Below are 25,955 nucleotides of genomic sequence, written 5' to 3'. Positions count from 1 at the left end.
ATGCCGTAAGATCAGTCAGTGCCGGCCGCATCTGTCGAGTGCCTGACTTAGCAGAATTCGCGGGAGATTTCGACTCAGGGACACACCTATGGGCTATCCCATCCGCATCAAAATCTGTGGGGTGACAGATCCGCTGGAAGCGGTGAAGATCGCCGAGTTGGGGGCGGATGCCATCGGCTTGAATTTTTACCCTTCCTCGCCGCGGTATGTGGCACCGCCGCAGGCTGCCGCTATCGTGCGAGCGTTGCCTCCTTTTACGGCACCGGTGGGCATCTTCGTAGGGTGGCCCATGCGGCAAGTCTGCGCCGTCGCCTATCAGTTGGGCTTACGGGCGGTGCAGACCTATGCCGAGCCACCGTTGCGAGAAGATGCGTTTCCGTTTGCTCACATTCCGGCCTTGCGGATCCGCGAGGCGGGAGACCTGGAAGCTGCTCAGGAGTATCTCCGGGCGCTTCAGGCCGCCGGGCGGCCTCCCGCCGCCGTGCTGCTTGACGCCTTTGTGCCCGGCCAATGGGGCGGAACAGGTCAGACGGCACCGTGGGAGTTGCTGGAAAACTTCGCTCCGCCGGTGCCCTGGATTCTGGCAGGGGGGTTGACGCCGGAGAATGTCGCGGACGCCGTGCGCCGCTTACGTCCTTGGGGGGTTGATGTCGCCGGCGGTGTGGAGGCAGCTCCGGGGCGGAAAGACCTGGAGAAAGTCCGGCAATTCATCCTTCAAGCTCGCATCGCCGCCAGTAACTGTTGAAACCGCTGGTGTGTCCTTCAAGTCGGCCCGTCTTATTGAAACAGGCTTTCCTCCCCAACCTACCCAGGCTCCCGGTCGAAGCCACGGCTCCGATGCCGGTGACTCCCGACATGGGGCCAGAAGACCGAAATGCGGTCGGGACGGCAAGCCAAAAGGCGAACCGAAAATCCAGGTTATGGAGTGAGCGGCCTCTCATTCAACTCCGGCTGAAATTGTAGAATAGGAAATTCTCATCGAGGGGGAGGATTCTATTGGTGCTGATCGGAAGAATTCCTAGAATTTCCGAATGGTCATGGAAGCGGTGAGCAACCCGGATCGAAAGGAATGAGCAGAAGCGCAATCTCATGCAGCGTGATGTGAGAGGGCGGGTGGTACTGATTACCGGGGCGTCGCGGGGAATTGGGCGGCGCGTTGCCGTGCTGCTCGCTCGCCGGGGCGCAAAACTGGCGTTGACAGCCCGTTCCCAAGATGAACTGGAGCGGACCGCCCGCGCCTGTTTGTCCGAGGCGCTCGCTCAAGGGGTGGAAGCCCAGGTTCTGGTGGAAGCTGGGGATGTGACCCGGCCTGCCGATCGCGAACGGATCGTAGCGGCCACGGCGCTCCGTTATGGTGGGGTAGATGTGCTTATCAACGCAGCGGGGGTTTGCAGCTTCGGGGAATTCAGCACCTCCACACCGGAGATCCTGCGCCGGGTGATGGAGGTCAATTTTTTCGCCGCGGTGGAAATGGTCCGGCTGGCGCAGCCTTACCTGGAACGCAGTGCCTGGCAGGGAAGCGGCGAAGGTTGGCGTCCGGCGGTGGTGAATGTCGCTAGCATCTGCGGGCGGTGGGGCATTCCCTCGATGACGGAACATTGCGCCAGCAAGCATGCCTTGGTAGGCTGGAGCGAGGCGATCCGGGCCGAGTTCGTCCGCTACGGCATCGATGTGCTGGTGGTGTTGCCCGGTCTGGTCCGCAGCGACGATCTCCAGCGGCACCTGTTGCGCAATGAAGGGAAAATCTACCTGGATTTTGCGGGCGCTCCGCCGCCGGAGGAAGTGGCGCGTGACATTCTCCGAAGCCTGGAACACCGCCGGGCCGAAACTCCGAGCGGCTGGGTCTCGTGGGGGGTTTGGTGGTCCCGACGATTATTTCCCCGCGCCGTCCGCTTCTTCATGCACCGGAAAGTGTGGCGCTTTGCCCGGCGGGAGCGTGAGGGACAGAGAATCCAACAGCGGATCGATCGGCAGCGAATCTCCCCAACCTGGACGGGATCGTAGGGCGATCATGATTTGGGATCGTAGGGCGATCATGATTCGAGACGCGGCGGTCAACCCTGGGCGGAGGATTCCGAAGGGGCGAGGATGCAGCAGGATGTGAGTGTTTTCCGACGGATGGAGTCAATGGCACCCGATAAGGATGGACAGCGATGTGCGGAATAGCGGGTATGATTGATCTGCAAGGGGTACGCACCCCGCCTCCCTCCATTGTGCCGACGATGGCGGAGGTTCTGATGCACCGCGGTCCGGATGAGGACGGTTTTTATGTGGCATCCGGCCTCCATCTGGCAAATCGCCGTCTGTCCATCTTCGGGCTGGATGATGGCCGCCAGCCGGTCAGTAATGAGGACGGCAGCGTCTGGGCCGTGTTCAACGGCGAGTTGTACGACTACCCGCAGCTCCGTCCGCGGCTAGAAGGGAAAGGACACCGCTTCCGGACGCACACCGATACGGAGTTATTGCCGCATTTGTGGGAGGAGTACGGCCCACAAATGCTGGAGCACGTCCGCGGACAGTTTGCCTTTTGCCTTTATGACAGCCGTCGGCGCGAAGTGCTTTTGGCACGGGATCGCGCCGGCATCTGCCCTCTGTTCTACACCGTGGTCCGGCATGATGGCTCGGATTGGCTGCTGTTTGCGTCGGAGATCAAGGCGATCTTGGCCAGCGGTTTGGTGGCGCGCCAGCCGGACCTCCAGGGTCTCAATCACATCTTCACCTTTTTTGCGATGCCGGGGCCAGCGACGGTCTTCGCGGGTATCCAGTGCTTGATTCCCGGCCGGTTTCTCCATCTGCGCCTGGGTGCTTCTCTGACGCCGCAGGAAGCGGTCCGCCAGCGGGTGTACTGGCAGGTGGAATACCCGGACCGCGGCCAGGAAGTGCGGGCGTTCGACCAGGGTGAGCGAGTGGTCGAGGAATACGAGGCGGTGCTGTTGCAAAGCGTGCAGCGCCGCTTGCAGCATGCGGATGTGCCGGTGGTGGCGTATTTGTCTGGCGGGGTGGATTCGAGCCTGGTGGTGGCCCTGGCCAATAAGGTGCTGGGGCGGCCCATTCCGACATTTACCGTGGCAGTCCAGGCTCCCGGATTGAACGAAACGGCGGAAGCGCTGCACACGGCCCGGTATCTCGGTTGCGAGCCGGTTATTGTGAATTGCGGGCATGAGGAGCTGCGCCTGGGGTATCCGGAGTTAATCGCCACGGCAGAGTTCCCGGTAATCGACACCTCCTGCCTGGGACTGATGCATTTAGCCCGCGCGGTGCACGAGCACGGATACAAAGTCGTGCTGACCGGGGAAGGAGCCGACGAATGGCTCGCCGGTTATCCCTGGTTCAAGATTCACCGTTTGACCGGCTGGCTGGATCGGATTCCGGGCTTGCCGTTGGGGTATTCCCTGCGCTCCGTGATGCTCTGGCTGCGGGGGCATCCGCGCTTCCCCTATGCGATCTATCGCGAGACGCAAAAGCAGATGGGAGGACCCAACGGCTGGTTCGACCTGTACGGCATCATGAGCTTGAACAAGCTGCGCTTTTTCACGGGAGCGGCGCGGGAACATGCCTTGCGGCATTCGGCCCTGGAAGACCTGGAGCTGCCCGAAAACCTTATGCGCTGGCATCCGTTCCACCGGCAGATGTATTTCGGCGCCCGGATCATGCTGCCAGGGCATTTGCTGGCCAGCAAAGGGGATCGGATCGCCATGCATTCCTCAGTAGAGAGCCGCTATGCCTTTCTGGACGAGGACGTGATCGCCTTCATGGCCCGGTTGCATCCCCGGTGGAAACTCCGCGGCTTGTTCCGGGACAAGTACATTGAACGTCTGGTGGCCCGGCGCTGGCTGCCGCCGGAGATTGCGTGGCGGCGCAAGCATATGTTCCGGGCGCCGATGGATTCCTGGGCCAAAATGGGGGCGCAACGTTGGATCGACCAGGTTCTGTCTCCCGAATCCCTGGCCAAGACAGGCTTGTTCGATGCCAAGGTGGTGGCCGAGGCTCGGCAGCGGCTGCAACGGCCTGGCCGGGGTTGGTTGCGGACCAGTCTGGAGATGGGTCTGACCGCGGTGACAGCCACCCAACTGTGGCATCATTTGTACATCAGCGGGGACTTGTGCGAAGTGCCGCATTGCCTGCACGGTTCCACGCGTGCAGTCGAAGCCTGGGTGGCCCAACAAGGCGGCCGGCCCGTCCTCCAACGCGCCCCGCGCCGAGAGACGGATACAGCCGTGACTCCTTCAGCAGCCGCTTCAGCCTAGGAAAGTGAAGGTTCCGCAGTCCCGCATCCGATCGAATACGATGCGTTACGCCTTGCAAATGCTCTGGCATGAACGCGCCCGCTACACCGCTGGGGTGTTGGCGGTGGCGTTCTCCGCCGTGCTTATTGCCTTGCAGGTCGGGCTGCTCCTGGGCCTGTTCAAAATTACCTCCATTCCCATCGACTACACCTCCGCCGATCTTTGGATCGGTTCCACCGCAGTCCCCAGCGTGGATCTGGGCAAGCCGATTCCCAAGACTTTCCTCAGCCGGGTCGCGGGTTTGCCGGGAGTCCACATGCCGGAGGTGTACATCGCTAACTTCGCCAATTTCACCAAGCCGACGGGGGGGACCGAGTTGTGCTTCCTACTCGGCAGTTCGCTCGATGATGGCGCGGCCGGCGCCCTCACCCTGCTGACGAAGGAACAACGGGACGCCCTGACGATGCCCTTCGCCATCATCGTGGATGAATCCGACGTCAAGCGGTTGGGGCTGGAGGACGCCCACGGCCCAAAGCCCAAGATCAACGGCAAAGAGGTGACGGTGGTCGGGACGGTTCGCGGCTTGAAGAGCCTGGCGGCGCCGTGGGTTTTTTGTTCCCTGTACACCGCCCGGCAGTTGCTTGGCCCGCTGTTACCTGCCGACCACGTCACATATCTGCTAGCACGGTGTGATTCCCCCCAGCGCGCACAGGAGGTGGCCCGATATCTGCGAGAGCGTTACGCCGACGATATGACCGCTTATACCGCGGCGGAGTTCTCCTTCGGCTCCCGCTGGTATTGGCTGACACGCACCAAGGCCGGGCTGGCGATCGGCTACGCCGCCTTTCTGGGCCTAATTGTCGGCATGGTGATCACAGCGCAGACGCTCTATTCTGCCACGGCGGCCAACGCGCGGGAGTTTGCCATCTTGCTAGCACTGGGTGTTCCCCGCTGGCGGATCGCCGGGCTGGTCGTCACCCAGGCCTTCTGGATCGGTGTCATAGGAGTGTCTTTGGCGTATCCGGTGTGCCTCGGTTTGAAATATCTGGCGTTGCAGTTTGCAACCGATGTGGACCTGCGGTGGCAGATTCTGGCGGGTACCGCTGTGCTCACGGTGGCAATGGCCTTACTGGCGGGTCTATTCGCCTTGCGGAGCGTGCAGCAGATCGAGCCGATGACCCTGCTGCGTTGAAGGAGCTGTTGCTGCGGGGAGCAGGCGTTGTTACGCTGAGCGGATGGGTTCGGACTAAGCCGTGATAGACACGCCAAGCTCGGACTGGGCCGCAGGAGACATGCCCAGGATGTAGCGCAAGAGACGCACTCAGGATGTAGCAGCGGAGAAAGGAGGAGACGCCTGCTGTATGCCGCGTTCGGGTACGACCCCTGTTCTTCGGGGCCTGCGATTGGTCAAGACCTACGGCGATGGGGACAGCCGCCGGGTGGTGCTGCATGAGTGCACGCTGGAATTGTACCCAGGCCAATTGGTACTTCTGATGGGGCCGAGCGGTTCGGGCAAGTCCACCCTGCTGGCTGTTCTCTCCGGCTTGCTCGAACCGGATGCCGGGCAGGTCCTGGTGGATGAAGAAGGCCGCCTCCGTGATCTGTGGCAGATGAATGCCGCGGAACGGGAAAGCTACCGCCGCCGGCACACCGGCTTTATCTTCCAGGGGTATAATTTGCTTCCTGCGCTGACCGCGCGTCAGCAGTTGGAGATTGTCCTGCACTGGTGCGGTGATCGGCGGGAAGCGCGCCGCCGGGTCGATGAGTTGCTGGAGCGGCTTGGCCTGGTTAAACTTCAGGGGAAAAAGCCAGCCCAACTCTCCGGCGGAGAAAAGCAGCGGGTGGCCATCGCGCGGGCCTTGGTGAAAAACCCAGCGTTTGTCTTCGCGGATGAGCCAACCTCCGCCCTGGATTGGGAAAACGGCCAGAAGGTGATGGAACTCCTGCGGGCGGCAGCCCACGAACGCCAGGCGGCCGTGCTGGTCGTTTCCCACGATCACCGTCTGCTGCCCTATGTGGATGTCCATTACCATCTGGAAGATGGATATCTGGAAGAGCGTGGCTTGCCGGCTTAGAGGCACTTGGCTCGGTGCCCGCCGAGGGCTGGAGGATTCCCAACTTGCCGAACGGAGACCATGCCATGGTGTTGCGTTTCCGCGTGCGACCGGCCATGGCCCTGCTGGGGGCAGCCTTGCTCGCGGTCAGCCTCTTTGGAGCCAAGGCATTGACCCAGGGCCAGGGGGAAACCTCAGCGTCCAACCGCTTTTCTACTCCGGCGGTCCGCCCCACCGGCCTCATTGTTCTGGGAACCGTGGATACCGATCCGCCGCCCGTGGCCTACGGCCTGCCCCCCGTGCTGCAATCGGGAACGATCGCGGAAGTCTTCGTCAAAGAGCAGCAGATCGTGCGCGCCGGCGACCGCCTCTATGCCTTCGATACGTCCCTTTTGCAGCGCGACCTCGAGATCGCTAAAGCGGAACTCGAGCTGGCCCAAACCCGCTTGGACGAGGCGAAAGTTGCCGCAGACCAGCATGCCAAAAGCGTGGCCATTATGGAAAAAGTGGTCGCCAGTGCGGAAGAAAAAGTCCGCATTCATTCCCGCCTCTACAACCTTATCCGGGATAACCTCGAAAACTTCTGGCGGAATCAGGCCCAACCCAAATTGAGCGAGGAAGAAATCCGCAAGAAACTCCAGGATGACGATAAGCTCTTCGAGGCCAACGCCAAGTACGTGATCGCCTTGAACGAATTGGGTGTCGAACAGGCCCGGCTGGCTCAGTTGCGTGCCCTGGACCCGCAGGTCAAAGTCCGCCAGGCCCTGGCCGCGATGAAACGGGTGGAAGCCGAGGTGTCCAAAGCCCAAACGGCGATCGACCTGTGCACGGTGCGGGCCAAATCCGCCGGCACGGTCGAGCGAATCACTATCAGCCCAGGGACCACGATGGGCATCAGCACGCGCGAGCCGGCCTTGTGGCTGATTCCCGAAGGCAAACGGATCGTACGGGCCGAAATCGAGGCGGACTTCGCCCACCGCGTCACCCCAGACCTGATCGGCAAAACGGTGACCATCTACGACCACACCGACCCGCGCCTGACTTACAGCGGCACGTTGCGGCGCATCAGCGGGACCTTCCTGCCTAAGCGCTCCAATGGCGAAAGCCTGTTGTCCGGTAACGACACTCGTGTCCTGGAAGCGATCATCGAAGTGGAAGACCCAGCTCCGGCGAAAAAGCCGCCCCTGCGGGTTGGCCAGCGGGTCCGTGTTGCTTTGGGCCAGTGAAATTCGAGGCTGTCTTCGGTGTGACGTTTCCCCCGCTGCCTCTAGCTCCAGGCACATCCGATCAGCCGTGGGACTTGGCGGCTTCGTACACCTATTGCCGCCGCTTGTGCCAGCAGGTCCGCAGCTCCTTTCCTCTGACCTTCTGGCTGCTGCCGCCCCACCAGCGCCGGGGGATGCAGGCCTTGTATGCCTTTCTCCGTCTCAGTGACGATCTCATGGATGGCGAGGGCCAAGCGGAACAGGGCGTACCTGTGCCATCCTCTTTCACCTCCCAGCCGGATCCGGATGCCGCCCTGTCCCGTTTCGATAGCAAACGGCCGGGTGATCTGGCAGCATCGCCGCCAGCCACGGATGCCCTGAACCTTTGGCGGCACGGGCTGGAACTGGCCCTTCGCGGCCAGCCGACGCATCCGGTGCATCCTGCCTTGGTCGATACGATCCGCCGTTTCTCCATTCAGCCCGCATGGCTCTACGCCGTGCTAGAAGGTGTGGCTCAGGATGCCGGACCGGTCCGCTTCGCTTCCTTTGCCGAGTTGTATGCGTACTGTTGGCGTGTCGCTTCCGCCGTGGGGCTGGCCTGTCTGGCGATTTGGGGCTTGCGCCGCGGCGTGCCTTGGAGTGAGGCGGAACCGGCAGCGATCGCTGCGGGCATCGCCTTCCAACTGACGAATATCCTGCGGGATTTGGGTGAAGACCTGCGCCGGAATCGCGTCTATCTGCCCCAGGATGAATTGGCCGCTTTCGGCTGTCCGGTGGAACGCTGGTCCGACTCCGCCTGCCGTCCCGCTCTGGCGCAGCTCATCCGCTGGCAAGTGGACCGCGCCCGGAGCTACTTCCGTCAGGCTCTACCGCTCCTCCGCCTGTTGCCGCCCCGTTCCCGCGCCGTCTTCTCCTTGATGACCGCCCTGTATCAGCATCTGCTCGAACGAGTGAACCAGGCGGGGCCAGAGGTTCTCAATCAACGGGTCCGCCTGAGTCGTTGGCAACACTGGTCCCTCTTTCTCCAGGCCTATCTTGCTCCCCGGAGTGGCCCATTGTCACGGGAGAGATACTGATCCAACTTCTCTCTCCTGAGGGGAATTCGCGAGGCTGTCCGCGATAGGATCAGAGGGTTTCGGGCAGTGTCTTCGAGATGTCAAAAGCATGTTCTACTGTTTGCGGTGAGGCGGCAGGGTGAACTGCCAGCTTTTGTGAGCGATGCTGCTGCCATTTGGCGGCGAGACGCTGGAGCCATTCCACCGGCGGGATGCCGTAGGGGCGGAACTTTTCCGGCCGTTCGCTCTCTTCAGTAAGGAGCAAGGCCCGGTGGCGTCCTAAGCGGGCAGCGGCGGGAGAGTCCATCAAGTGGCTGGAATCATTCGGACTCATTTGAAAGAGCACACGCCAGGCGAAGTCTCGGAGCTGCGAGCGCTCGAAGGTCCGCTGTAAGTTGGTCAGCGAGTCGCACCAGATGATGGTGTGGAGGCCGAGGGCGGGACCATCCCGCAGGAGGGTGGCCAGGTGTTCTGCCGGAGTGGTTTCTCGGTCCGCAGCTCGGCGGGCGAAGCCGAAGTCGTCCTCAGCCTTGCGTAACTCGCGGAAGCGCTGGATGCCGAAGATGAGCAGGAAGCGCTTGCGGGATTCCGGACTGGCGGCCTGGTTCGCCCGGTGCTGGAGATCGGCTCCCAGTTCGGCCAGCGCGGAGGCGAGCTGGCTACGCAGGGGGAGATAGAGGGGGGGGAACATTTGCGCGAGCCGCGGGAAGAAGTCGGCCATTTCGGCATCGTCGGGAGTGCCATCCAAAAGGACGAGGGAAGGGGAAGGTTCCTCCCGGCTCAATTGGGGCAGTAAGCTCAGGCAGGCGGCGGTGATGAGTCCGCGGGCGGCTTCCTCATTCTGGCCGATGAGCAGGAGATGGGCGCCGCCCTGCGAGCGGAAGGGGACGGCAGTGGGGGGCCGGATTGCCACGGGGTCGCCCACCCACACGAGGGGGGCCTTAGCGGGTGCGGGGTGGTCCCACAGGTGCTGCAAGGCAGGATTGGCTGTGACATCCGCATGGGTGTGGCCGGCGAAAACAATAGGAGCTGGCCAGCGCTCCTGGGCACGCTGCCGCAACTGTTCCAGGATTTCCACCCGTCGGGATTCCGGCAACCAGACCACCTGGAACGGTTCATTGCCTTCGACCAGCCCGCTTTGATCGTTGTAAATTGCCTCTCCCGGACGGGAGAGCAGGCGGGCCGCCGTATTGTCTTTGCTCAGGATCAACTGGGCATCGGCATCCGAGCATTGCAGGGCGATGCGGACAGCCATCTGATCCAGAGTGCTGCGCGGCAGCGAGTAAGCACCGCCGAGGGTTTGCGATCCCAGAAGGACGTGAATGCCAAACGCCCGGCCTTGCCGTACCAAGCGGTCTAAAAGCAGGGCCGCTTCCTGGGCCAGCTTGTCGTCCTCGACAAACAATTGCTGGAATTCATCGATGATGAGCAAAACACGGGGACACCGGGCAGCATCGGGGGGCAAGCGGCCGGCTGCCACTTCGCGCTTTTGCCATTGCCGGTAGGCGGATAACTCGTTCACCCCGGCCTGGCGGAATTGCTCGCCGCGCTCCCGCAAGAGGCCGTCCAGTCTTTGTAGCACGCTGAGGCCGAACTCCCGCTCGCTCTCGATGGCCACGACGCGGGCATGCGGCAGCCGGAGGGCCGCATACCACTGGAACTCCACGCCCTCCTTGAAGTCGATGAGGTACAACTCCACTTCATCCGGGCTGTACATCAAGGCGAGATTGGTGATCAGGGCGTGCAGGAGGGTGGATTTGCCGGAACCCGTCTTGCCGGCGACCAAGGCATGCTGTGCCGTGCCTTCACCCAGGCGGAAGACCTGGCGACGGGTGGCTCCAGCCCGGCCGATGGGAACGGCGAGTGTTCGGGAAGCATCCGCGGTCCACACCTGGTCCGCTGGAGGTGCGATGAAGTCGAAGGGAACCTCAACCCGGCCCGCCTGAAGGCTCGCGGCGCCAGCGCGGCGAATCAGCTCCGTCAGAGCAGCGACATCCGGCGGCGCTTCTAGCTCTAACGGGAAGGCGGATAGCACCGCGTCCTTCGGGACGAAGCGTCCTTCCTTCCAGGTGAGCGTGAGGCTGAGGGCTTCCAGGGCGGAAAGCGAGAAGTCGCGGGGCATGGCCTGGCGAGTGTCCGCGCTCAGCAGCACGCAGACGCCGCAGGAGGGGCCGGTGGCAGCCAGACTGAGCAGACGCTGGGCCGCTTCAGGGGTGAATCCCGCCGGGAAATTGGCCACGACGAGCACGCGGTAGGGTTCCGCCACTTCCCCAGCCGCCTCGTTGTACTCCTCGATACTGCTGAATTGACTGCGGAGATACTTCTGGATCACGCTCGTCACATGTTCGGTCAGGTCCGCCAGGCGTTGCTCGATGTCCCGCGGTTCGGTCCAGATGTGTCCGCTGATGAGTTTCTCATCGTAATCCGCCAAATGCATGAAGGCAGCGAAGTTCTCGCCCAGACCGACAGGGTCCACGATGGTGAAGCGGACTTTCCCTGGCGGCAAGCCGGTCAGGAAGCGGAGCATGAGATTCTGCAAGACAGCCACGCCTGCCGCCCGTCCCTCATCCCGGACGCGCAGCAGCATCACCGAGCGGTTGGGGAACGGAATGAAGGCTGGGAACCGTCCAAGAAGTGTATCGGGAAGAGAACAGCGGCCGGCGTGGGATTGCCCGCCGGGTAGAGCTGCGAGGTCGAGGAGGAAATCGCCGTAGCGGATTCCCCAGGGGACGCGAGTGGGCCAGGGCGGGGGGGGCAGGCTCTGCCAGCGGGACCAGGGAGGGAAAAAGATGTCATTGGCTTGACGCAGGGCGGCAACGGTAGTGCTGACCTGCTCGATGACCGCATTCCAGCGCTCGCTCAATTTCTGCCAGCTCGACTCCCGCACGGCTTCCGCCGCCTTCAGGCGAGAAGCACAGGCCGCCTCCGCCTCAGCGAGTTGGGAGGCAAACCGGCTTTCAGCCTCTTGTCGGGCTTGGGCATATCCTTGTTTTAGTCGTTCCAACTGGGTCTGGAATTGTTCGCGGGCCTTCTGGATTTTGTGCTCGAAGTCGGTCATCAAGCGTTGACGCTGGTTTTCGTAGCGTTCCTTCTGGTTTTGCAGCAGGGGGAGGTAATGTTCGTCGGCGCGTCGTCGGCGCTCGGCATGCTTTTCCTTTTGCAGGAGCATTTCCTGGGCGTATTGGGAGTTGGCGGCATCGGAGAGAAGTCGGGCGGCGCGTTCGGCATTCGCCAAGGTCTCGGCTAGCTGGCGGCCCCGTTTGAGGAGCCGCTGGCGGACCTGGCGGTGCCAAAGCCAGGTCAAAATGGGAGTGGCCGGACCGGTGATCAGGAGTGCGGCCAGGCTAGCCCCCAGGGGCGGAAGGAGGAGAAAAGCGGGAGGCACGCTCAGAGCTGCGGTAAGCAGCGCAGCGGCGAAAGCGACGCGCCAGCCCCTCCAGTGCGGCCAGCGGAGTTGCTGCCACTGCTCGATTTGCTCCTGGGCCAAGTCCAGGCACTTCTGGAGGCGCACCGCAGGCTCGTCCGGCGTAGGCGGCGGCAATTCCACCGGCACGGGAATGTCCGCACGCTGGAGATGGTGCAATTGCAGGACGCGGTCGAGGATTTGACCCATCTTTTCCAGTTGCTCTTGGGCGGCAGCGGCCTGGCGTTGGGCGGCTTCCCATTGCTCCTTGGCCGCTTTCTCACCCGCTTCCAAAAGCGAATCCGCCCGCCAGAGTTGGTCCTGGTAATCCTCCTCCCCTTGCTTGCGGGCCTGGTGATACTTGCGGTCCAACTCGTGGAGCAGCTCATCCCGCTGGCGGTGCAGGGCGTACTCTTCGCTCTGGTGATGTTGCTGGAGCGCTTCGAGGGCCTGCTGATGTTCGGCTTCCAAACGGCTGAGCTGTTCTGTGCGGGTTTGCTCGATGCTTTTGCGCTGGCGCTGGAGGTCCCATTCGGCTTTTTCCCGTTCGGCTTCCCAAGCGGCGGTGATTTCGGCCTCGACTGTTTGCCGTTCCTGGTGAATGGCGAGTAGTTGCTGGAAAGCCTCGTATTGCTGCTCGAACCAGCTCTGACGGGGGAGGCTGAGGGTCTCCGTGATTTGCCGGTTTGATGAGGCTTGCTGTGTGCCGCCACCAGGCGGCGACATCACGGGAGCATCCGGTCCTGACACGATACGGGTCCTCCACGAGGCTATTGATGCAGCTTGTCCACGAGACATTGGAGTACGCGGTTGATCCATCTCTGCACGGGAAGTTTCGGCGGGGCTGCCCCGGAGCTTCTCGGCCTTAGAATGTTCCTTCGTCTTCGCATTCCTGGCGCATTTGCGTGACCAGGGCGGCCAGTTGGTCGATGGCTCGCAACAGGTCCGTGACAGTTTGATCCAGCGGTTCCACAATCTGCTCGCGATGGCGGCGGCAGACGTCGTCTTGCCAGAATTGCTCGGTGTGCTCCCAGAGGGCGCGTGCGGTTTTCTGGGCGTCGTAAATCTGGCTGCGGGTTGCGCCGAATCTCATGGTCCTTCTCCGTTTTCAGGAGGAAACGGCAGAACTGGAGCCGGTGTTGGAGAAGGGGCGGCAGCTTGGGTGCTGCCGGTGCCTTGGTCCTGTTCCGTCTTGGCCGGGATGCCACTGCTTGCGCGAGCGGAGGTCGCGGCAGGTTCCAGGGCGGTGTAGGCTTCCAGAGCGGCCCGGCGGGCGTGAAGGTCCTCCAGAGCGGCGGGGATCGTGCTTTCGAGCATGCGCTGCAGGCGGTGGGCCGCTCCGCGGTAGATTTCATCGATGATTTTGGGCAGGCGGGTCTGCCAGCGGCGGACACGTTCCACTTGGGTCTGGGCGTGCTCCAGACGAGCGAGGGCGCGCTGGAGGTTTTTCCTTTGGACCGTGCAATCCGGCACCCGGCCATCCCAGCCGGGAAATTGCCTCTGGGAAAGCTCCGCGCGGGCGCGGGTCACCTCCTCTTCCCGTTGGCGCACCATGCGCTTCCAGTACGTGGCTTGTTCCTCCAGCCAGTCGCTCAGCCGCCGCAATTCGAGTTCGATTCCGGCCAGTCCCTCCGCCAGGGTTTCCGCGTAACTGGACAAGGCCGCCTGCCATTCGGCCAGGGCTGCCAGAGAGAGGACTTCCGCAGATTCCGACATGGGCCACCCGGAGTTTGTCGTTGGAAGGTCTTAGGCTACGGTTCACAAACTACAGTTCGCAGAAGCTTGACAGTGTTAGTAGGGTCCGGTGTGATGTTCACCGTGCTCTGGCGATTGACCGTTGCATCGACCCCGCCTGATAGCTCAGCGGTTGGGCAATCCCCCTAACGCTGGGAAAGGTATTCCTCGATCCGTTCCGCTTTCCGCAGGAGAAAGGGGATGTGTTCGTTGCTGATTTCCAGGAACCGCTCCAAAGCATGCAGAGTGCTCTCGAATTCCTGGCGGAAGCGTTCGTGTTCCTGGTCGCGCCAGGTTTCGCCCAGGGTTTGGAGCTGCCCGTGCAGGTTGGCCATGGCCGCTTGCAAATCCGCGTTGAACCGCCGCAACGAGGCAGCAAACCGGCGAAGCTCCCCAGGGTCAACAATGGCTTGAGACATGGATTGATTCCTCGTGATGAAACAGGAAGGATGATGGCCCAGCCCCGTCCTCAGCGCTGGGGAATCTGAATGCTTTGCTGCATTATACCTCAGACAATCCGTTCCAGAGGGGAGAAACTCACGCGAGGAGGATGGGAGAGAGTGCACGGAGGGTCACCGACAATCCTGGGGATCGATCGTAGGGAAGTGATCATGGATCGTGGGAAAGTTATCGCCGTGGCGTGGGGAATTGGAGAAGGTTCGGCAACGCTTTGGGGATGCTTCGATTTTCTGCGAGACAACGGGCGAATTGTGGTCCATAATGGCATATTATGCCAGCAAGGGGGGAACTCCGGGCAAGAGCGGGGCGGCGCAGCCAACCGGGTGTTCTCGCCTCCTGACTTTCCCATAGAGTGCCAGTAGGGCAAAGGTGGGGTGGCGGACGCTATGCGGTTACTCGTGTTGGCCGATATTCATGGTAATCGGGCGGCATTGGAAGCTATTGTGACGCAGCCCTTCGATGCCTGCGTCTGTGTGGGGGACCTGGTCGATTATGGTCCGGAGCCGGGACCCTGCGTCGATTGGGTGCGGGAGAACGCTCTTTACTGCGTCCGCGGCAATCACGACCACGGTGTGGCCCAGGAAGTCGAAGTGCAAGGCACCGCCGGTTTCCGCTTTCTGACCAGCGTGACCCGCCCCTTGACCATCGCGGCCTTGGTTCCCGACCAGCGGCGGTTCCTCGCCGAACTCCCTACCTGGCAGATGTTCACCATCGCCGGCAAACGCTTCCTCATGGTTCACGCCACGCCTCGCGATCCGATGGATGAATACGCGCAACCCGATCCCAATTTCTGGGCGCCCCGCTTGCAGGGTCTGGAGGTCGATTACCTCCTCGTCGGCCACACCCATCACCCTTATGTGTTGCAAGTGAACGGGACAACGATCGTCAATCCTGGCAGTGTGGGCTTGAATCGGGACGGCGATCCCCGCGCCAGCTATGCCATCATCGAGGATGGACGGGTTCAGCTCTGCCGCACTGACTACCCCATCGGAGCCACGCTGACGCGCCTGGAGGAAGTGGTCCAGGACCCCGTGGCCCGCGCCATGCTTTCAGATATTTACCAGGGCGGGCCTTACATCCAGAAGTGGCGAGCCCAGGGACGTTACGGCCAACCCCCCGCCTCGGCTTCCACGCCTCCGCCTGCTGAACATTCCCAACAAGCTCCTCCAACGAATGGAGTGGCCGCCCCAGCGCCGGCCCGTCCGATCCCTCCCCTCGCTTCCGATGCCGGTTCTTCCTAACTGGTACATCCCCGAAGCGAACGCCCCCGCTCGCTATCCTGACGCAACAGGGAGCCATCCCAACGTAGCCCCTGGAGTCTGCCCTCGTATGCTCTGGAGTCGGACCCAGTATGCTCTGGAGTCTTGCCCCAAAATGCCGAGGAAACACCATGACATTGGCGTTCACTCCGGGGGGGGATCGCTTTTTCGGTTGACCTTCCCAAGCCTGTGTTTTACGATGACGATAACCTACCGATATTCGGTGTCTCTGCGTGAGGATTACCCTCGATTGTTTTTGCGTTGGGGAGATAGCTTACGCGTTAGGGACGCCGTCTGAGTTGAGAAGCAGGCCGATTCCTACCTGCACCTGCTCCAGTAGCTCGGTGGTTTGAGGGCGAGAGAACGAGCGATTTCACGGGAGGCACTCCCATGCGTCGGCAATGGCTGGGTGTGGTCCTTTTTGGGACGTGCAGCATCGTCGCAGCTCAACAAGCGCCGCCGGGCCTGCCCACCCCCCGGTTGATTCAGGTTTACCCCATCGGAGTGTCCACGTTGCCGCCGCCGCAGATTCACGTTTTGGGTATGAATCTGACTATGGCGACGGTGGTGAAAGTGACCGGGACCGATTTGGACGAGCCGCAAGGACTGCTCTTTTCCCATCCCGGTTTGAAGGCCGAGTATCTCGACTCCGCCGCGGCGGACATCAAGCTCAAAGGGAAAGCCAAGCAGAATGCGACAGCGCACACCTTTCGGGTCACGGCGGCGCCGGATGTTCCGCCGGGAATCTACGATGTGCGCGTCGTCGGCCAATGGGGAGTGAGCAATCCGCGGGCCTTTGCTGTGGGACGGCTCCCCGAAGTGGAGGAACGAGAACCGAATAACGATGTTGCGGAAGCCCATCGGCTGCCTCTCGATACCACGGTCAATGGCGTGTTTGCGGCCGGTACGGATGTCGATTACTTCGCTGTGACGGCGCGCAAGGGCCAGCGGGTGGTTCTGGCATGCTTGTCCAGTTCGATGGACAGCCGGGCGGTGCCTTTGCTGGAAGTGTTTAGTGCGGGGGGACAACGGCTAGCGGGCAATCGCAATTACAAGGACAATGACGCCGTCGCGGACTTCATCGCGCCAACGGACGGGGATTACTACGTGCGGTTATCGCAGTTCACCTACTTGAGCGGCGGTGCGGATCACTTCTATCGCCTGACCATCACCACGGCACCGTGGATCGACGCCGTTGTGCCGCCGGCGGTGGAGTTTGGCAAACCGACGACGGTTACTCTCTACGGCCGCAATTTACCTAACGGTCAACCGGCGGATGGATACGCCATCGATGGCCGCCCCTTGGAGAAGCTACAGGTTACGATCCAGCCCCCCACGGACCCCGCCGCCCGCTTCCGCTGGAATTACCCCGGGCGGATTCCACCCCCGATGGCGCTCATGGAAGGTTTCGGTTATACCTTCCAGGGACCGAATGGCGTGTCGTTCCCCGTCCCTATCATTTTGACGGATGTGCCCGTAGTCGCCCGCAACCCGGCACTGGGAGCGGCGCCGGACAAGGCCCAGCCTGTTCCCGCGCCGGGCGAAATCGGCGGCTTCATCGCGCAGCGCGGCGAGGTGGTTTGGCACCGCTTCGAGGCGAAAAAGGGACAACAGTTTGTCATCGAATTGTTTGCGGATCGCTTAGGAACGCCGGGGGACTTCTACTTCTCGGTGCGCGACGGAAAGGACCCCAACCGCGACCTTTCTGGCGAACAGGATGACGACAATGACACGCTGCACCCCACCAATTTCTTCACCCGTACTTTGGACCCTCCGCCGTTCCGCTTCACCGCGCCTGAAGACGGAGCCTACTACGTACAAGTCGGTTGTCGCCAAGCCGGACTGGTCTATGGTCCGCGCATGGTGTATCGCCTGCGGATCGCGCCGCCCCAGCCCGATTTCCGAGTGATTGCCATGCCGTACAGCCGGCATTATCAGGTCGGTTCGGCGGCCTGGCAGGGGGGGCAGCAAGCCTACGATGTCTTCGTCGATCGCCGGGATGGTTATAGCGGAGATATTACCATCACGGCCGAAGGCTTACCGCCGGGTGTCACCGCTTTGCCACTGACTCTGGGCGCTCAGAGCCGGTGGGGAGTACTCGTGCTCAGAATCGCGCCCGACGCCCCCCCGTTCACCGGGTACATCCGGCTCAAAGCCACGGGTTCGCCTGCACAATGGCAAGGCCCGCCGCTCGTGCGGGAGGTACGCTCGGCGGCCATCATCTGGGGCTTCAATCAGCAGACGAACACCCCGGTCCTCGCCCGCTTGGACCACGGTTTGCCTTTGGCCATTCGGCCCTTCAAAGCTCACTTCGCCCTCAAGCCCGATTGGACAAAACTCAAGATCAACGATAAGCCAGAACCGGCCCAGGGTGTCATCCGTGTCAAGCCGAACGACAAGTTTGTCCTCCCTCTGCGGGTGGAATGGATCAGTGGGGACAAGCAGAACCTGACCTTAGCTGCCGAGCGGATTATGCCGGGGAACCAGGAGCCAATCATTGTGCAATTCGCTTCCCAGCCGACGAAGGACAAGCCGGAAGCCGTCGTGAATGCTACGGTGCGCGCGAACATACCTCCCGGCAGCTATCCGTTGGTCATCAAGGGGACGGCCCAGCTTCCCTTCACCCATCCTGCGACCAAAAAGGGGGGCAATGTGCCGGTGGATGTGCTCAGCGAGCCGGCTTTAGTGGTCGTGCTTCCCACCTCGCTGGCCAAGGTGGCGGTGACAGGACCGCCCAACAACCAGATCAAACCCGGTACCAGCGCGGACCTCGTAGTTCGTGTGGAGCGCCTGTACAACTACCAAGGTCCATTCCAACTCGCAGCGGAGCTGCCTCCGAATACCTCCGGTTTGAGTGTTCAAGGTGGCACCATACCGCCGGGGCAAAACGAGGGCCAGGTGCGATTGACCGCGGCCCCCGAGGCCAAAGCCGGGCCAGTCAATGGGATCATCATTGTCGTCAATGCACCGTATGACGCTCAATATACGGTACGCCATGAAGCCAAGATTAATGTCAACATTGTGAAAAAATAATGGTATTCCGTCAGGCTAAGGATCTCCCGCTTGTAACATTACCGTCCTGATGTACCCTTACCGTTGCTGTGGGTGTGAGCGTTGGTTCAGCCCGCCTCCCACGGGGTCATTCGCCAGAACGTTTGGGATCAGTCAATTTGAGGAGTATTGACCATGCGTTGGCTTGCCTTCCACCCGCTGGTTGTTCTGCTCTGGGTCGGACCCGTCCTTTTAGCTCCTGTCAGCTCGGCCCAAGAAAGCAAGAAAGACGAATTGCAACCGATTCCCACTGTGGATTTGAAGAGAAATACGCCCATCGAATACAACACAGATATAGCACCTATTTTTGAAAATAAATGTTTTGTATGTCATTCGGGGAAAATTACCGAAGGTGACTTCGATATGAGCAGCTACGACAAGCTGATGAAGGGAGGTCGCAAACGGGGGGCGAAGGTGATCATTCCGGGTAAGCCGGAGGAAAGTTTTCTCTTTTTGGCCTGCGCGCGGCGTGCCCGGCCCATTATGCCGCCGAAGACGGAGACGCCGCTGACGCCTCACGAGTTGAGCCTGCTGAAATTGTGGATCGAGCAGGGGGCCAAAGCACCGACGACGACGCGCGTCCGCACTAAAGTGGTGGTGAGTTTGCCGCCAGCACTAGTCAGGCCTGTCCGCGCTGTGGTTGTCGCCCCGGATGGGAAGCAAGTCATCGCCAGCCGTGGCAATCAAATCCATGTGTACACCGCTCAGAAAAAACAGGACCCCGGCAAGAAAGAAGTGCTGGATTGGGTCTATCAGCGCTCATTAGTTGATCCGAATGTCAAATTCCCCGATGGCAAACCGGCTGGAGCGGCCCATGTTTCCCTGGTTGAGTCGCTGGCCATCAGCCCCGATGGAAAAACCCTCGCCAGCGGCAGTTTCCAGGAAGTGATCCTCTGGGACTTAGCCAGCGGCCAGATTCGGCAACGGTTGACTGGTTTTGCCGATCGGGTCACGGCTTTGGCATTCAGCGGAGATGGGAAATATCTGGCCACCGGCGGCGGGCCGCCCTCGGAGGAAGGCGAATTGAAACTCTTCGATGCTGCTTCCGCCCAATTGGTCGCCGAGATTAGGAATGCCCACAGCGACACGGTGTTCGCCTTGGCTTTCAGTCCCGATGGGAAATATCTGGCTTCTGGGGCCGCCGACAAATTCGTGAAGGTCTTTGAGGTGCCCTCTGGCAAGCTAGTCAAGTCGTTCGAGGGGCATACGCACCATGTCATGGGCGTGGGTTGGACGCCCGATGGTAAGCGCCTGGTCTCCGGGTCTGCCGATAACATCGTCAAAGCCTGGGACTTCGACAAAGGGGAAAAAATTCGCGACATGCCCGGCCATCAGAAGCAAATCACCGCGCTGGTCGTGGTGGGTAAGACGCCCCAGTTCCTGACAGTCAGCGGAGACACGACGGCTCGCCTCTGGAATGCGGACAACGGCGCAACCATCCGGCAGTTCAGCGGAGCGGGGGATTTCCTCTACGCCGTCGCTGCTAGTCCGGACGGGGAAGTGGTGGCCACCGGCTGCGAGGACGGCTTGGTCCGGCTTTACAACGGCAAAACCGGGGCACTCCTAAAAGCCCTCGCTCCGGAGGAAACCGCCCCGAAGAAATGAATCCGGCCCTCTTATTGGAGTCGGAGCTTGAATCTTGTCACAGCTTTGAAACGGCTGCGGTCTCACACTCCCGCCGTGATTTCCCGCAAGGCCGCGAGCAGGCGGTCGATCTGTTCCTGGGTCGTGAAGGGACCGGGACTGATGCGGACCGTTCCTTCCGGATAGGTGCCGATAGCTTTGTGGATGTAAGGAGCGCAATGCAGGCCGGGACGCACCGCGATGTCGAAGGATTGGTCCAGAATCGCTCCGAGATCCCCCGCAGGGATGCTTTCGTGGCGGAAACTGAGAGTGCCGACGCGCAGGGAAGGATCGGCAGGACCGAACACCTGAAAACCCGGCATGTCCAGCAAGGCATGCCGTACCTGCTCGCATAACGACACCTCGTGCTGGCGGAGGTGATCCGGCCCACGTTCCTCGACGAAATCCAAGCCAGCGATCAGTCCAGCAATTCCGAGCACATTCGGGGTGCCGCCTTCGAGATAGTACGGCAACTCCCGCGGCTGAGTGGGACTGGAGGAGTCCCCACCCGTGCCCCCTTCCCGCCAGGGGCGTATCAGGTTTTCGGCACGAGGCCCAACGTAGAGCACGCCGGTGCCAGTCGGGCCGAACATCGCTTTATGGCCGGGGAAAGCGAGCAGGTCAATGCACAGGGCTTGCACGTCGATGGGGACTACTCCCGCTGTTTGGGCGGCATCGACCAGAAAGAGCAAGTCCCGGCAGCGAACCAATCGCCCGATCTCGGCGATCGGTTGGATCGTGCCCAGGACGTTGCTAGCGTGTGTCATGGCCACCAGCCGCGTGCGGGGGGTCAAAGCCGCTTCGATCGCTGCCGGCTCGACCCGCCCATCCTCTTGGGCACTGACCCGCGTCAACGTGATACGGCCCGCCTCGGCCAACGCCACCAGAGGGCGGCTGACGCTGTTGTGTTCCACATTCGTGGTGACGACGTGGTCGCCGTCCCGCAGCACTCCTTTGATGGCAATGTTGAGGGCATCCGTTCCATTGAGGGTGAAAATCCAGCGCTCCGGGTTGCGCCCATTGAAGAAGCGATTGAGGCGGTGCCGGGCGTTGTCCAGGGTATGCTCCGCCGCCAGAGCCATCTTGTGTCCGGCGCGTCCGGGGTTGGCCAATGCGTGTCGGGCGAAGTGGTCCAAGGCCTCGTAAACGGTCGGGGGTTTGGGATAGCTCGTCGCAGCATTATCCAGGTAGATCATGATGCCTTCCCGATGAATTGTTCTGATCGATTTCTCAAGGATCGGCGGACCTCAATAACCCACGTAGCGGGCGTAGAGTGTGCGGGCCTTGTCCGGTTCGCTGGTGCCCTTGATGATGGCCCGTCCGTCAGGGAAAACGGTGAATTCGTAGGCTTCGCCGTTCTCCACGAGATGGAATTTGAGCAAGAATTTGTTGAAGGAAACGGTGCCGGAGGAGCGCAGCGTCTGGGCCAGGGTCTCGAAGTCGAGGCGGCTCGCCCGGCGATGCGTGACCTGGACGGCGTTACGCCCGCAGAGGGTGGTCGTCTGGGTGCCGTGCTCGCCTTCTAGCCATTCAAAGCGGCGCTGGGCACAGCAGGGACATTTCCCCTTGCGTCCCGCTAGCGGTGCAATTTTGACCCGCTTGATCGTGTTGTCCCATACATTGAGGACGAGCAGATCACGGTTGATGGCTTCCAGATGACCGGAGAGGATTTTCAGAGCTTCCGCGGCCTGGAAGTTGGCGACGATCCCCACAGCGGGTCCCAAGACGCCCGCGGTTTCGCAGGTGCCGGTTTCCCCCGGTCCTGGGGCGGCCTCAAACACGCAGCGCAAGCAGGGGGTTTGACCTGGCACAATCGTCATGGTCATGCCTTCGCTACCCACCGCTCCCCCGTAAACCCACGGTTTGCCCAGCTTGACGCTCACATCGTTGATCAGATACCGCAGCTCAAAGTTATCGCTGCCGTCGAGGATCAAGTCGGCATCGCGGCAGAGGTCCTCGATGTTCGTGCGGTTGATGTCCGTCACGACGGGTTCGACCGTCACGCTGGAGTTGATCTGCCGTAATTTGCGGGCCGCGGCTTCCGCCTTCGGGAGGTTCTCTGTCACGTCGGACTCGTCGAAGAGCACTTGCCGCTGGAGATTGGACGGTTCGACGAAGTCACGGTCGGCGATCCGGAGCATGCCGACCCCGGCGCGCACCAGGGCGTTCGCCAGGACTGTTCCCAAGGCCCCGCAGCCGCACAAAGTCACGCGGGAGGCCAACAAACGTTCCTGCCCCGCTTTGCCCAAGCCGGGAAAACGCATCTGACGGGAATATCGGTCCCAAGGGTCTGCCGCTATCATGGAGTCTCACTCGTGGAAGGATTCATGCGGTGTCAACCGCCGGCCACTGCCGGGATTAACGCAATGGTGGTGCCATCCGCTACGGGCGTTTGCAACTCCTCCAGGTAGCGAATGTCCTCATCATTGACGAAAACGTTGATGTAAGGCCGCAGTTGCCCATTCTGGAAGAGCTTGCTTTCCAGCAAGGGATATTGACGGATCAGGTCGGCCAAGGCCGCGGCGACCGTTTCTCCGGCCACAGCCACCGCTGTCTGCCCTCCGGTTGCTTCGCGTAACGGTGCAGGAATCTCAACAGTGACGGCCATAACAGGGTCTCTCTCCGGTCGGATGATTCAGGGACAATTTGGGGATGGCCTCTCGCTGTCCAGCGTTGGAAAAAAGGTGGCAGGTTCAAACTAAAGCTGGGACTGTCGAGGGAGCCGGAGCGCGCAAGCCGGCATACTCCTCGAAGGCAGCCAGAGTGGGTGCGATGACGGCCGGCGTTTCGATGGCGTCGAAGACAGCATCCTGCGTTTTCAGGCCGTTGCCCGTGATGCACAGTACGATGTCCTCGTCGCGGGGGATGCGCCCCTGTTCGATCAGTTTCCGAGCCACCGCGACGGTGACGCCGCCCGCCGTTTCCGCGAAGATGCCCTCAGTGCGGGCCAAAAGTAACATCCCGTCCACGATCTCTTCATCCGTGACATCTTCCGCCCAGCCTCCGGTTTGGCGGATGAGCCGGGCTGCGAAGTAGCCGTCCGCCGGATCGCCGATGGCCAGACTCTTGCAGATGGTGTTGGGCTTGCGGATAGGCTTGTGCCGTTCCCGGCCGGATTTGACGCATTCGCTGATGGGATTGCAGCCGCTGGCTTGCGCCCCGTACATACGGGTGGTCAGGGGAGTCTCGACCAGGCCAAGCTGGTGCAACTCGCTGAAGGCTTTGTAAATCTTGCCGATCAAGGCACCGCCCGCCATGGGACAGACCACGTGCTGGGGGAAGCGCCAGCCTAGCTCCTCCGCAATCTCGTAACCCATAGTTTTGGAACCCTCGGCATAGAAGGGGCGCAAATTGACGTTGACGAATCCCCAGCCGTACTTGAGGGCAATCTGCGTGCAGACCCGATTGACTTCGTCATAGGTTCCTTTCAGGCCGATCACCTTGGCGCCGTAGACAGCAGTGCCCAGGATTTTGGTCCGTTCCAGGTCGGCAGGAACGAGGATGAAGGTTTCCAGTCCGGCGGCAGCGGCCTGAGCGGCGACACTGTTGGCCAAGTTGCCGGTGCTGGCACAGCCAACGGTAGCCATTCCGAACTCGCGTGCCTTGGATAGAGCTACCGCCACGACCCGATCCTTGAAGGACAGCGTCGGGAAATTGACCGCGTCATTTTTGATCCAAAGATGGCGCACGCCCAGGGCTTCTCCTAGCCGTTGGGCTTTCAGCAAAGGAGTACCACCTACAGCGTGCCCCACGGTCGGTTCGCCGTCCAGTGGCAGCAGCTCGCGATAGCGCCACATGTTCCAGGATCGGCGGGCAATCACCTCGCGGCGCAGGACTTTCTGGACCTCCTCGTAGTGGTAGTCCACTTCGAGAGGGCCGAAATCGTCCGTGCAGAAGTTGATCGGGGACACGGGATAGCGCTTTCCACAAACGCGACAGACCATTCCGCGAACGAAAGAGGACACGGCAACCCCCTGTTCTACAGGTCCGCTTCCTGGGAGGCGGCAGCCGCCGGCCTCGCTCAGGGCGAGCGGAGGTGGAAGGACAAGGGTGAGCCTTTCTCCAGGGATAGATGCCTGCTGAGGCTTCCGCGGCAGGCTAGATGAGATAAGAGGGATCGGCGAGTTGCCCCGCGCGAGCACATCTTATCTTCCCCGGCCATACCCGGCGGGCTGACCTTTTTGCTTCTGGTCGTTCCGCCGTGGCGTTTGCCGGGCAGGAATTAGCACCAGCACCGCAGAGAGGAAACCGGGCGATTCCCACCATCCGCGGCCGGTTGCTGTGGCGTCATCGGGCCTGGCCCCTCGGCCACTCTGGATAAGATGCTCACCTGCTCTTTGTCTCCCTGCTGTCCCAAACAGCAAGGTGTTACAAAAGAGCATAGTGACGAAACAGCATGCTGGCAAGCGGGATTTTACTTGTACTGTGCCAAATCGATCACCACATCCTCGCCAGGCTTGACCTCGATTTCGATCTTGGACTTCTCCCGGCTATACTTCCCCTTCAGTTGGTCTTCGCTGCCGAAGGGAGCCACGGTCACCGCCACGCGGTATTTCCCCGGCGGAATGCCTTTGCCATCGGCCCCGATCAGATCAAAAGACCCAGTAGCAGCATCGGTGATTCTGGCTTCGTATTCTGTGCCCGCATCGACACCGCCGATCTTGATGAAAGTGACTTGCAGTCCCGGATCACCAGGAGGCAAATTGGTGGTGTCGATTTTTATTGGTAGGCCGTTTTCCAAGATGCGGCCCCGGGGTTTGGTGCGCCCCTCCGCAACACCGCTGTCTCGGGAACATCCTGCCACAAGGAGTAGACCCAGAAGAAGCACGCTAGCGAGGCGGCACGGCTTGGACGGGATTCCACTAACCATGATCGGCTCGTCTCCTTTGCATCTCAGGGGATAGGACTCGAATATCCATAAGGAAGGATCACCCGATCCCATCGTTTCCTACGGATAGGGGTTCCTCCACGGTACAAAAAGCGGCTCGCTACGAGTCAGTAACGAGCCGCCTCAGGGATGGCTACGATGAAACGGCATTACGGGGAGACAGCATTACGAGGTTGCGTTACCAATCGTTGCCGAGCACACCACCATCAGCGCGGTGTCCCAAACCGTAAAATGTCGTTCCCACGCCGCAGCAACTCACGTTGAAATTGATGAAGCGGACGGAGCCATCGCCGAGCAGGGCATTGAAGCCGCCGGGATGCAAGCCGCCGAATCGGCCACCGCCGTCGGTACCATCGTCCGGCATGGGGGCTAGGTCTGTCCGGCGGAGAACGTCATGATCCCAGCCGGAAGAGTAACCCTCATTGTCATCACCCCGAAAGCCGCTGATGCCGCGGATTGCTTTCTTATCGCCCGCCACCAAAGTTTGCGAGAGGCCATCGACCAGGTCCTGCAAGCGGATCGGTTGCCGGCGCCGGGTGCCGGGAATGTTGTTTGTGCTGTGGTTGAATGTCCGAACGATAGCGCCCCAATCCGCATTATTCGGACCGATGCATCCAGCGTAATCTGTTTGGCCATGTGTTCCGCAGAATGGATAGCCCGTGGTAGGTTCATACCAAGAGGTAGCTTGGGTCCAAGCAGTGGGTGCCCGGCGGGAGGGGCAGAAGTAGGTCTTGATGATAGCCGCCCGCGCTTGGCTCATTTGCCCACCGATGGTGGGTTGCCCGCCGCCGTTGTAAATGTTCTGCTGTTCGACGAAAGGGAGGAGTTGGAAAAGCCAGCCGGCCCGCTGCTCCGTAACCCCGGCCGGTGGAGCTGCGGGTGCAGAGAGGTTGGGCGCTACACCAACGACAGGGATGCCGTAAGTTGGTGCCATCGACCAATGCTGGCCTCCGCTGGGGAGGAAACCGGTTGAGTCATTGTGGTTGTGAATGGCCAGA

At 61.4% G+C, this 25,955-nt stretch carries 20 protein-coding genes and 1 riboswitch; of the genes, 10 read left to right on the top strand and 10 right to left on the bottom strand.

Annotated elements, in window-relative coordinates; all coding sequences use genetic code 11:
- Positions 1–88: 88 nt before the first annotated feature.
- From H0921_RS17255 to H0921_RS17225, 7 genes are all read left to right on the top strand, one after another.
- On the top strand, positions 89–745 hold the full coding sequence (locus H0921_RS17255) for a phosphoribosylanthranilate isomerase (protein ID WP_194539775.1): 657 nt from the start codon (positions 89–91) through the stop codon (positions 743–745).
- A 344-nt stretch (positions 746–1,089) separates the two neighbouring features.
- A complete protein-coding gene (locus tag H0921_RS17250) occupies positions 1,090–2,004 on the top strand; it encodes an SDR family NAD(P)-dependent oxidoreductase (protein ID WP_194539774.1) in 915 nt (304 codons plus the stop codon).
- 149 nt (positions 2,005–2,153) lie between these two features.
- Entirely contained in the window at positions 2,154–4,247 is a 2,094-nt protein-coding gene (gene asnB / locus H0921_RS17245; RefSeq protein ID WP_194539773.1) for an asparagine synthase (glutamine-hydrolyzing), read from the top strand.
- Between the two features lie 40 nt (positions 4,248–4,287).
- Positions 4,288–5,418 carry an ABC transporter permease gene (locus H0921_RS17240; protein ID WP_194539772.1) on the top strand — a complete coding sequence of 377 codons (1,131 nt, stop codon included), beginning with the start codon at positions 4,288–4,290 and terminating at the stop codon, positions 5,416–5,418.
- A 169-nt stretch (positions 5,419–5,587) separates the two neighbouring features.
- Positions 5,588–6,301 carry an ABC transporter ATP-binding protein gene (locus tag H0921_RS17235; RefSeq protein WP_194539771.1) on the top strand — a complete coding sequence of 238 codons (714 nt, stop codon included), beginning with the start codon at positions 5,588–5,590 and terminating at the stop codon, positions 6,299–6,301.
- A gap of 65 nt (positions 6,302–6,366) precedes the next feature.
- A complete protein-coding gene (locus tag H0921_RS17230) occupies positions 6,367–7,506 on the top strand; it encodes an HlyD family secretion protein (protein WP_194539770.1) in 1,140 nt (379 codons plus the stop codon).
- 20 nt (positions 7,507–7,526) lie between these two features.
- Complete coding sequence (locus tag H0921_RS17225; protein ID WP_194539769.1) at positions 7,527–8,561, top strand: phytoene/squalene synthase family protein; 1,035 nt, start codon at positions 7,527–7,529, stop codon at positions 8,559–8,561.
- A gap of 49 nt (positions 8,562–8,610) precedes the next feature.
- Here H0921_RS17225 and H0921_RS18380 read toward each other — a convergent pair whose 3' ends face one another.
- From H0921_RS18380 to H0921_RS17205, 4 genes are all read right to left on the bottom strand, one after another.
- A complete protein-coding gene (locus tag H0921_RS18380; RefSeq protein ID WP_194539768.1) occupies positions 8,611–12,693 on the bottom strand; it encodes an FtsK/SpoIIIE domain-containing protein in 4,083 nt (1,360 codons plus the stop codon).
- A 115-nt stretch (positions 12,694–12,808) separates the two neighbouring features.
- Entirely contained in the window at positions 12,809–13,036 is a 228-nt protein-coding gene (locus H0921_RS17215) for a hypothetical protein (RefSeq protein WP_194539767.1), read from the bottom strand.
- Entirely contained in the window at positions 13,033–13,659 is a 627-nt protein-coding gene (locus H0921_RS17210; RefSeq protein WP_194539766.1) for a hypothetical protein, read from the bottom strand. Before H0921_RS17210 ends, H0921_RS17215 begins: the two co-directional genes overlap by 4 nt.
- 164 nt (positions 13,660–13,823) lie before the next feature.
- Positions 13,824–14,096 carry a WXG100 family type VII secretion target gene (locus tag H0921_RS17205; RefSeq protein ID WP_194539765.1) on the bottom strand — a complete coding sequence of 91 codons (273 nt, stop codon included), beginning with the start codon at positions 14,094–14,096 and terminating at the stop codon, positions 13,824–13,826.
- A 426-nt stretch (positions 14,097–14,522) separates the two neighbouring features.
- On the opposite strand from H0921_RS17205, the gene H0921_RS17200 reads away from it, so the two are divergent.
- The 3 genes from H0921_RS17200 to H0921_RS17190 all read left to right on the top strand — a co-directional run bounded on the left by H0921_RS17200 (position 14,523) and on the right by H0921_RS17190 (position 20,051).
- Positions 14,523–15,377 carry a metallophosphoesterase family protein gene (locus tag H0921_RS17200; RefSeq protein ID WP_194539764.1) on the top strand — a complete coding sequence of 285 codons (855 nt, stop codon included), beginning with the start codon at positions 14,523–14,525 and terminating at the stop codon, positions 15,375–15,377.
- Positions 15,378–15,785: 408 nt separating this feature from the next.
- Complete coding sequence (locus tag H0921_RS17195; protein ID WP_194539763.1) at positions 15,786–18,428, top strand: PPC domain-containing protein; 2,643 nt, start codon at positions 15,786–15,788, stop codon at positions 18,426–18,428.
- Between the two features lie 153 nt (positions 18,429–18,581).
- Positions 18,582–20,051 (top strand): WD40 domain-containing protein, encoded by a 1,470-nt coding sequence (locus H0921_RS17190; RefSeq protein ID WP_194539762.1) that lies wholly within the window; start codon positions 18,582–18,584, stop codon positions 20,049–20,051.
- Positions 20,052–20,113: 62 nt separating this feature from the next.
- On the opposite strand, the gene H0921_RS17185 is transcribed toward H0921_RS17190, so the two are convergent.
- The 6 genes from H0921_RS17185 to H0921_RS17160 form a co-directional block, all read right to left on the bottom strand.
- The gene (locus H0921_RS17185; RefSeq protein WP_194539761.1) at positions 20,114–21,265 is read right to left on the bottom strand and encodes an aminotransferase class V-fold PLP-dependent enzyme; all 1,152 of its coding nucleotides are present in this window, start codon (positions 21,263–21,265) and stop codon (positions 20,114–20,116) included.
- Positions 21,266–21,316: 51 nt separating this feature from the next.
- The gene (locus H0921_RS17180) at positions 21,317–22,372 is read right to left on the bottom strand and encodes a ThiF family adenylyltransferase (RefSeq protein ID WP_194539760.1); all 1,056 of its coding nucleotides are present in this window, start codon (positions 22,370–22,372) and stop codon (positions 21,317–21,319) included.
- Positions 22,373–22,404: 32 nt separating this feature from the next.
- Positions 22,405–22,677 carry a ubiquitin-like small modifier protein 1 gene (locus tag H0921_RS17175; RefSeq protein WP_194539759.1) on the bottom strand — a complete coding sequence of 91 codons (273 nt, stop codon included), beginning with the start codon at positions 22,675–22,677 and terminating at the stop codon, positions 22,405–22,407.
- 85 nt (positions 22,678–22,762) lie between these two features.
- The gene (gene thrC / locus H0921_RS17170) at positions 22,763–24,013 is read right to left on the bottom strand and encodes a threonine synthase (protein WP_194539785.1); all 1,251 of its coding nucleotides are present in this window, start codon (positions 24,011–24,013) and stop codon (positions 22,763–22,765) included.
- Positions 24,014–24,254: 241 nt separating this feature from the next.
- A riboswitch (SAM riboswitch) is annotated at positions 24,255–24,393 on the bottom strand.
- A 90-nt stretch (positions 24,394–24,483) separates the two neighbouring features.
- The gene (locus H0921_RS17165; RefSeq protein ID WP_194539758.1) at positions 24,484–24,939 is read right to left on the bottom strand and encodes a hypothetical protein; all 456 of its coding nucleotides are present in this window, start codon (positions 24,937–24,939) and stop codon (positions 24,484–24,486) included.
- A 196-nt stretch (positions 24,940–25,135) separates the two neighbouring features.
- The coding region (locus H0921_RS17160) for a DUF1559 family PulG-like putative transporter (RefSeq protein ID WP_194539757.1) at positions 25,136–25,955 on the bottom strand (820 nt) is incomplete at its 5' end.

It is taken from the genome of Thermogemmata fonticola (assembly GCF_013694095.1).
Lineage (GTDB): Bacteria > Planctomycetota > Planctomycetia > Gemmatales > Gemmataceae > Thermogemmata > Thermogemmata fonticola.
This window is presented reverse-complemented; position numbering and strand designations above follow the sequence as displayed.

What these genes read in the sequence shown, in the direction of transcription:
- H0921_RS17255 (WP_194539775.1), top strand. Translation starts at nt 89, where the DNA reads ATGGGCTATCCCATCCGCATCAAAATCTGTGGGGTGACAGATCCGCTG.
- H0921_RS17250 (WP_194539774.1), top strand. Translation starts at nt 1,090, where the DNA reads ATGCAGCGTGATGTGAGAGGGCGGGTGGTACTGATTACCGGGGCGTCG.
- asnB (WP_194539773.1), top strand. Translation starts at nt 2,154, where the DNA reads ATGTGCGGAATAGCGGGTATGATTGATCTGCAAGGGGTACGCACCCCG.
- H0921_RS17240 (WP_194539772.1), top strand. Translation starts at nt 4,288, where the DNA reads ATGCGTTACGCCTTGCAAATGCTCTGGCATGAACGCGCCCGCTACACC.
- H0921_RS17235 (WP_194539771.1), top strand. Translation starts at nt 5,588, where the DNA reads ATGCCGCGTTCGGGTACGACCCCTGTTCTTCGGGGCCTGCGATTGGTC.
- H0921_RS17230 (WP_194539770.1), top strand. Translation starts at nt 6,367, where the DNA reads ATGGTGTTGCGTTTCCGCGTGCGACCGGCCATGGCCCTGCTGGGGGCA.
- H0921_RS17215 (WP_194539767.1), bottom strand. Translation starts at nt 13,036, where the DNA reads ATGAGATTCGGCGCAACCCGCAGCCAGATTTACGACGCCCAGAAAACC.
- H0921_RS17210 (WP_194539766.1), bottom strand. Translation starts at nt 13,659, where the DNA reads ATGTCGGAATCTGCGGAAGTCCTCTCTCTGGCAGCCCTGGCCGAATGG.
- H0921_RS17205 (WP_194539765.1), bottom strand. Translation starts at nt 14,096, where the DNA reads ATGTCTCAAGCCATTGTTGACCCTGGGGAGCTTCGCCGGTTTGCTGCC.
- H0921_RS17200 (WP_194539764.1), top strand. Translation starts at nt 14,523, where the DNA reads ATGCGGTTACTCGTGTTGGCCGATATTCATGGTAATCGGGCGGCATTG.
- H0921_RS17195 (WP_194539763.1), top strand. Translation starts at nt 15,786, where the DNA reads ATGCGTCGGCAATGGCTGGGTGTGGTCCTTTTTGGGACGTGCAGCATC.
- H0921_RS17190 (WP_194539762.1), top strand. Translation starts at nt 18,582, where the DNA reads ATGCGTTGGCTTGCCTTCCACCCGCTGGTTGTTCTGCTCTGGGTCGGA.
- H0921_RS17185 (WP_194539761.1), bottom strand. Translation starts at nt 21,265, where the DNA reads ATGATCTACCTGGATAATGCTGCGACGAGCTATCCCAAACCCCCGACC.
- H0921_RS17180 (WP_194539760.1), bottom strand. Translation starts at nt 22,372, where the DNA reads ATGATAGCGGCAGACCCTTGGGACCGATATTCCCGTCAGATGCGTTTT.
- H0921_RS17175 (WP_194539759.1), bottom strand. Translation starts at nt 22,677, where the DNA reads ATGGCCGTCACTGTTGAGATTCCTGCACCGTTACGCGAAGCAACCGGA.
- thrC (WP_194539785.1), bottom strand. Translation starts at nt 24,013, where the DNA reads ATGGTCTGTCGCGTTTGTGGAAAGCGCTATCCCGTGTCCCCGATCAAC.
- H0921_RS17165 (WP_194539758.1), bottom strand. Translation starts at nt 24,939, where the DNA reads ATGGTTAGTGGAATCCCGTCCAAGCCGTGCCGCCTCGCTAGCGTGCTT.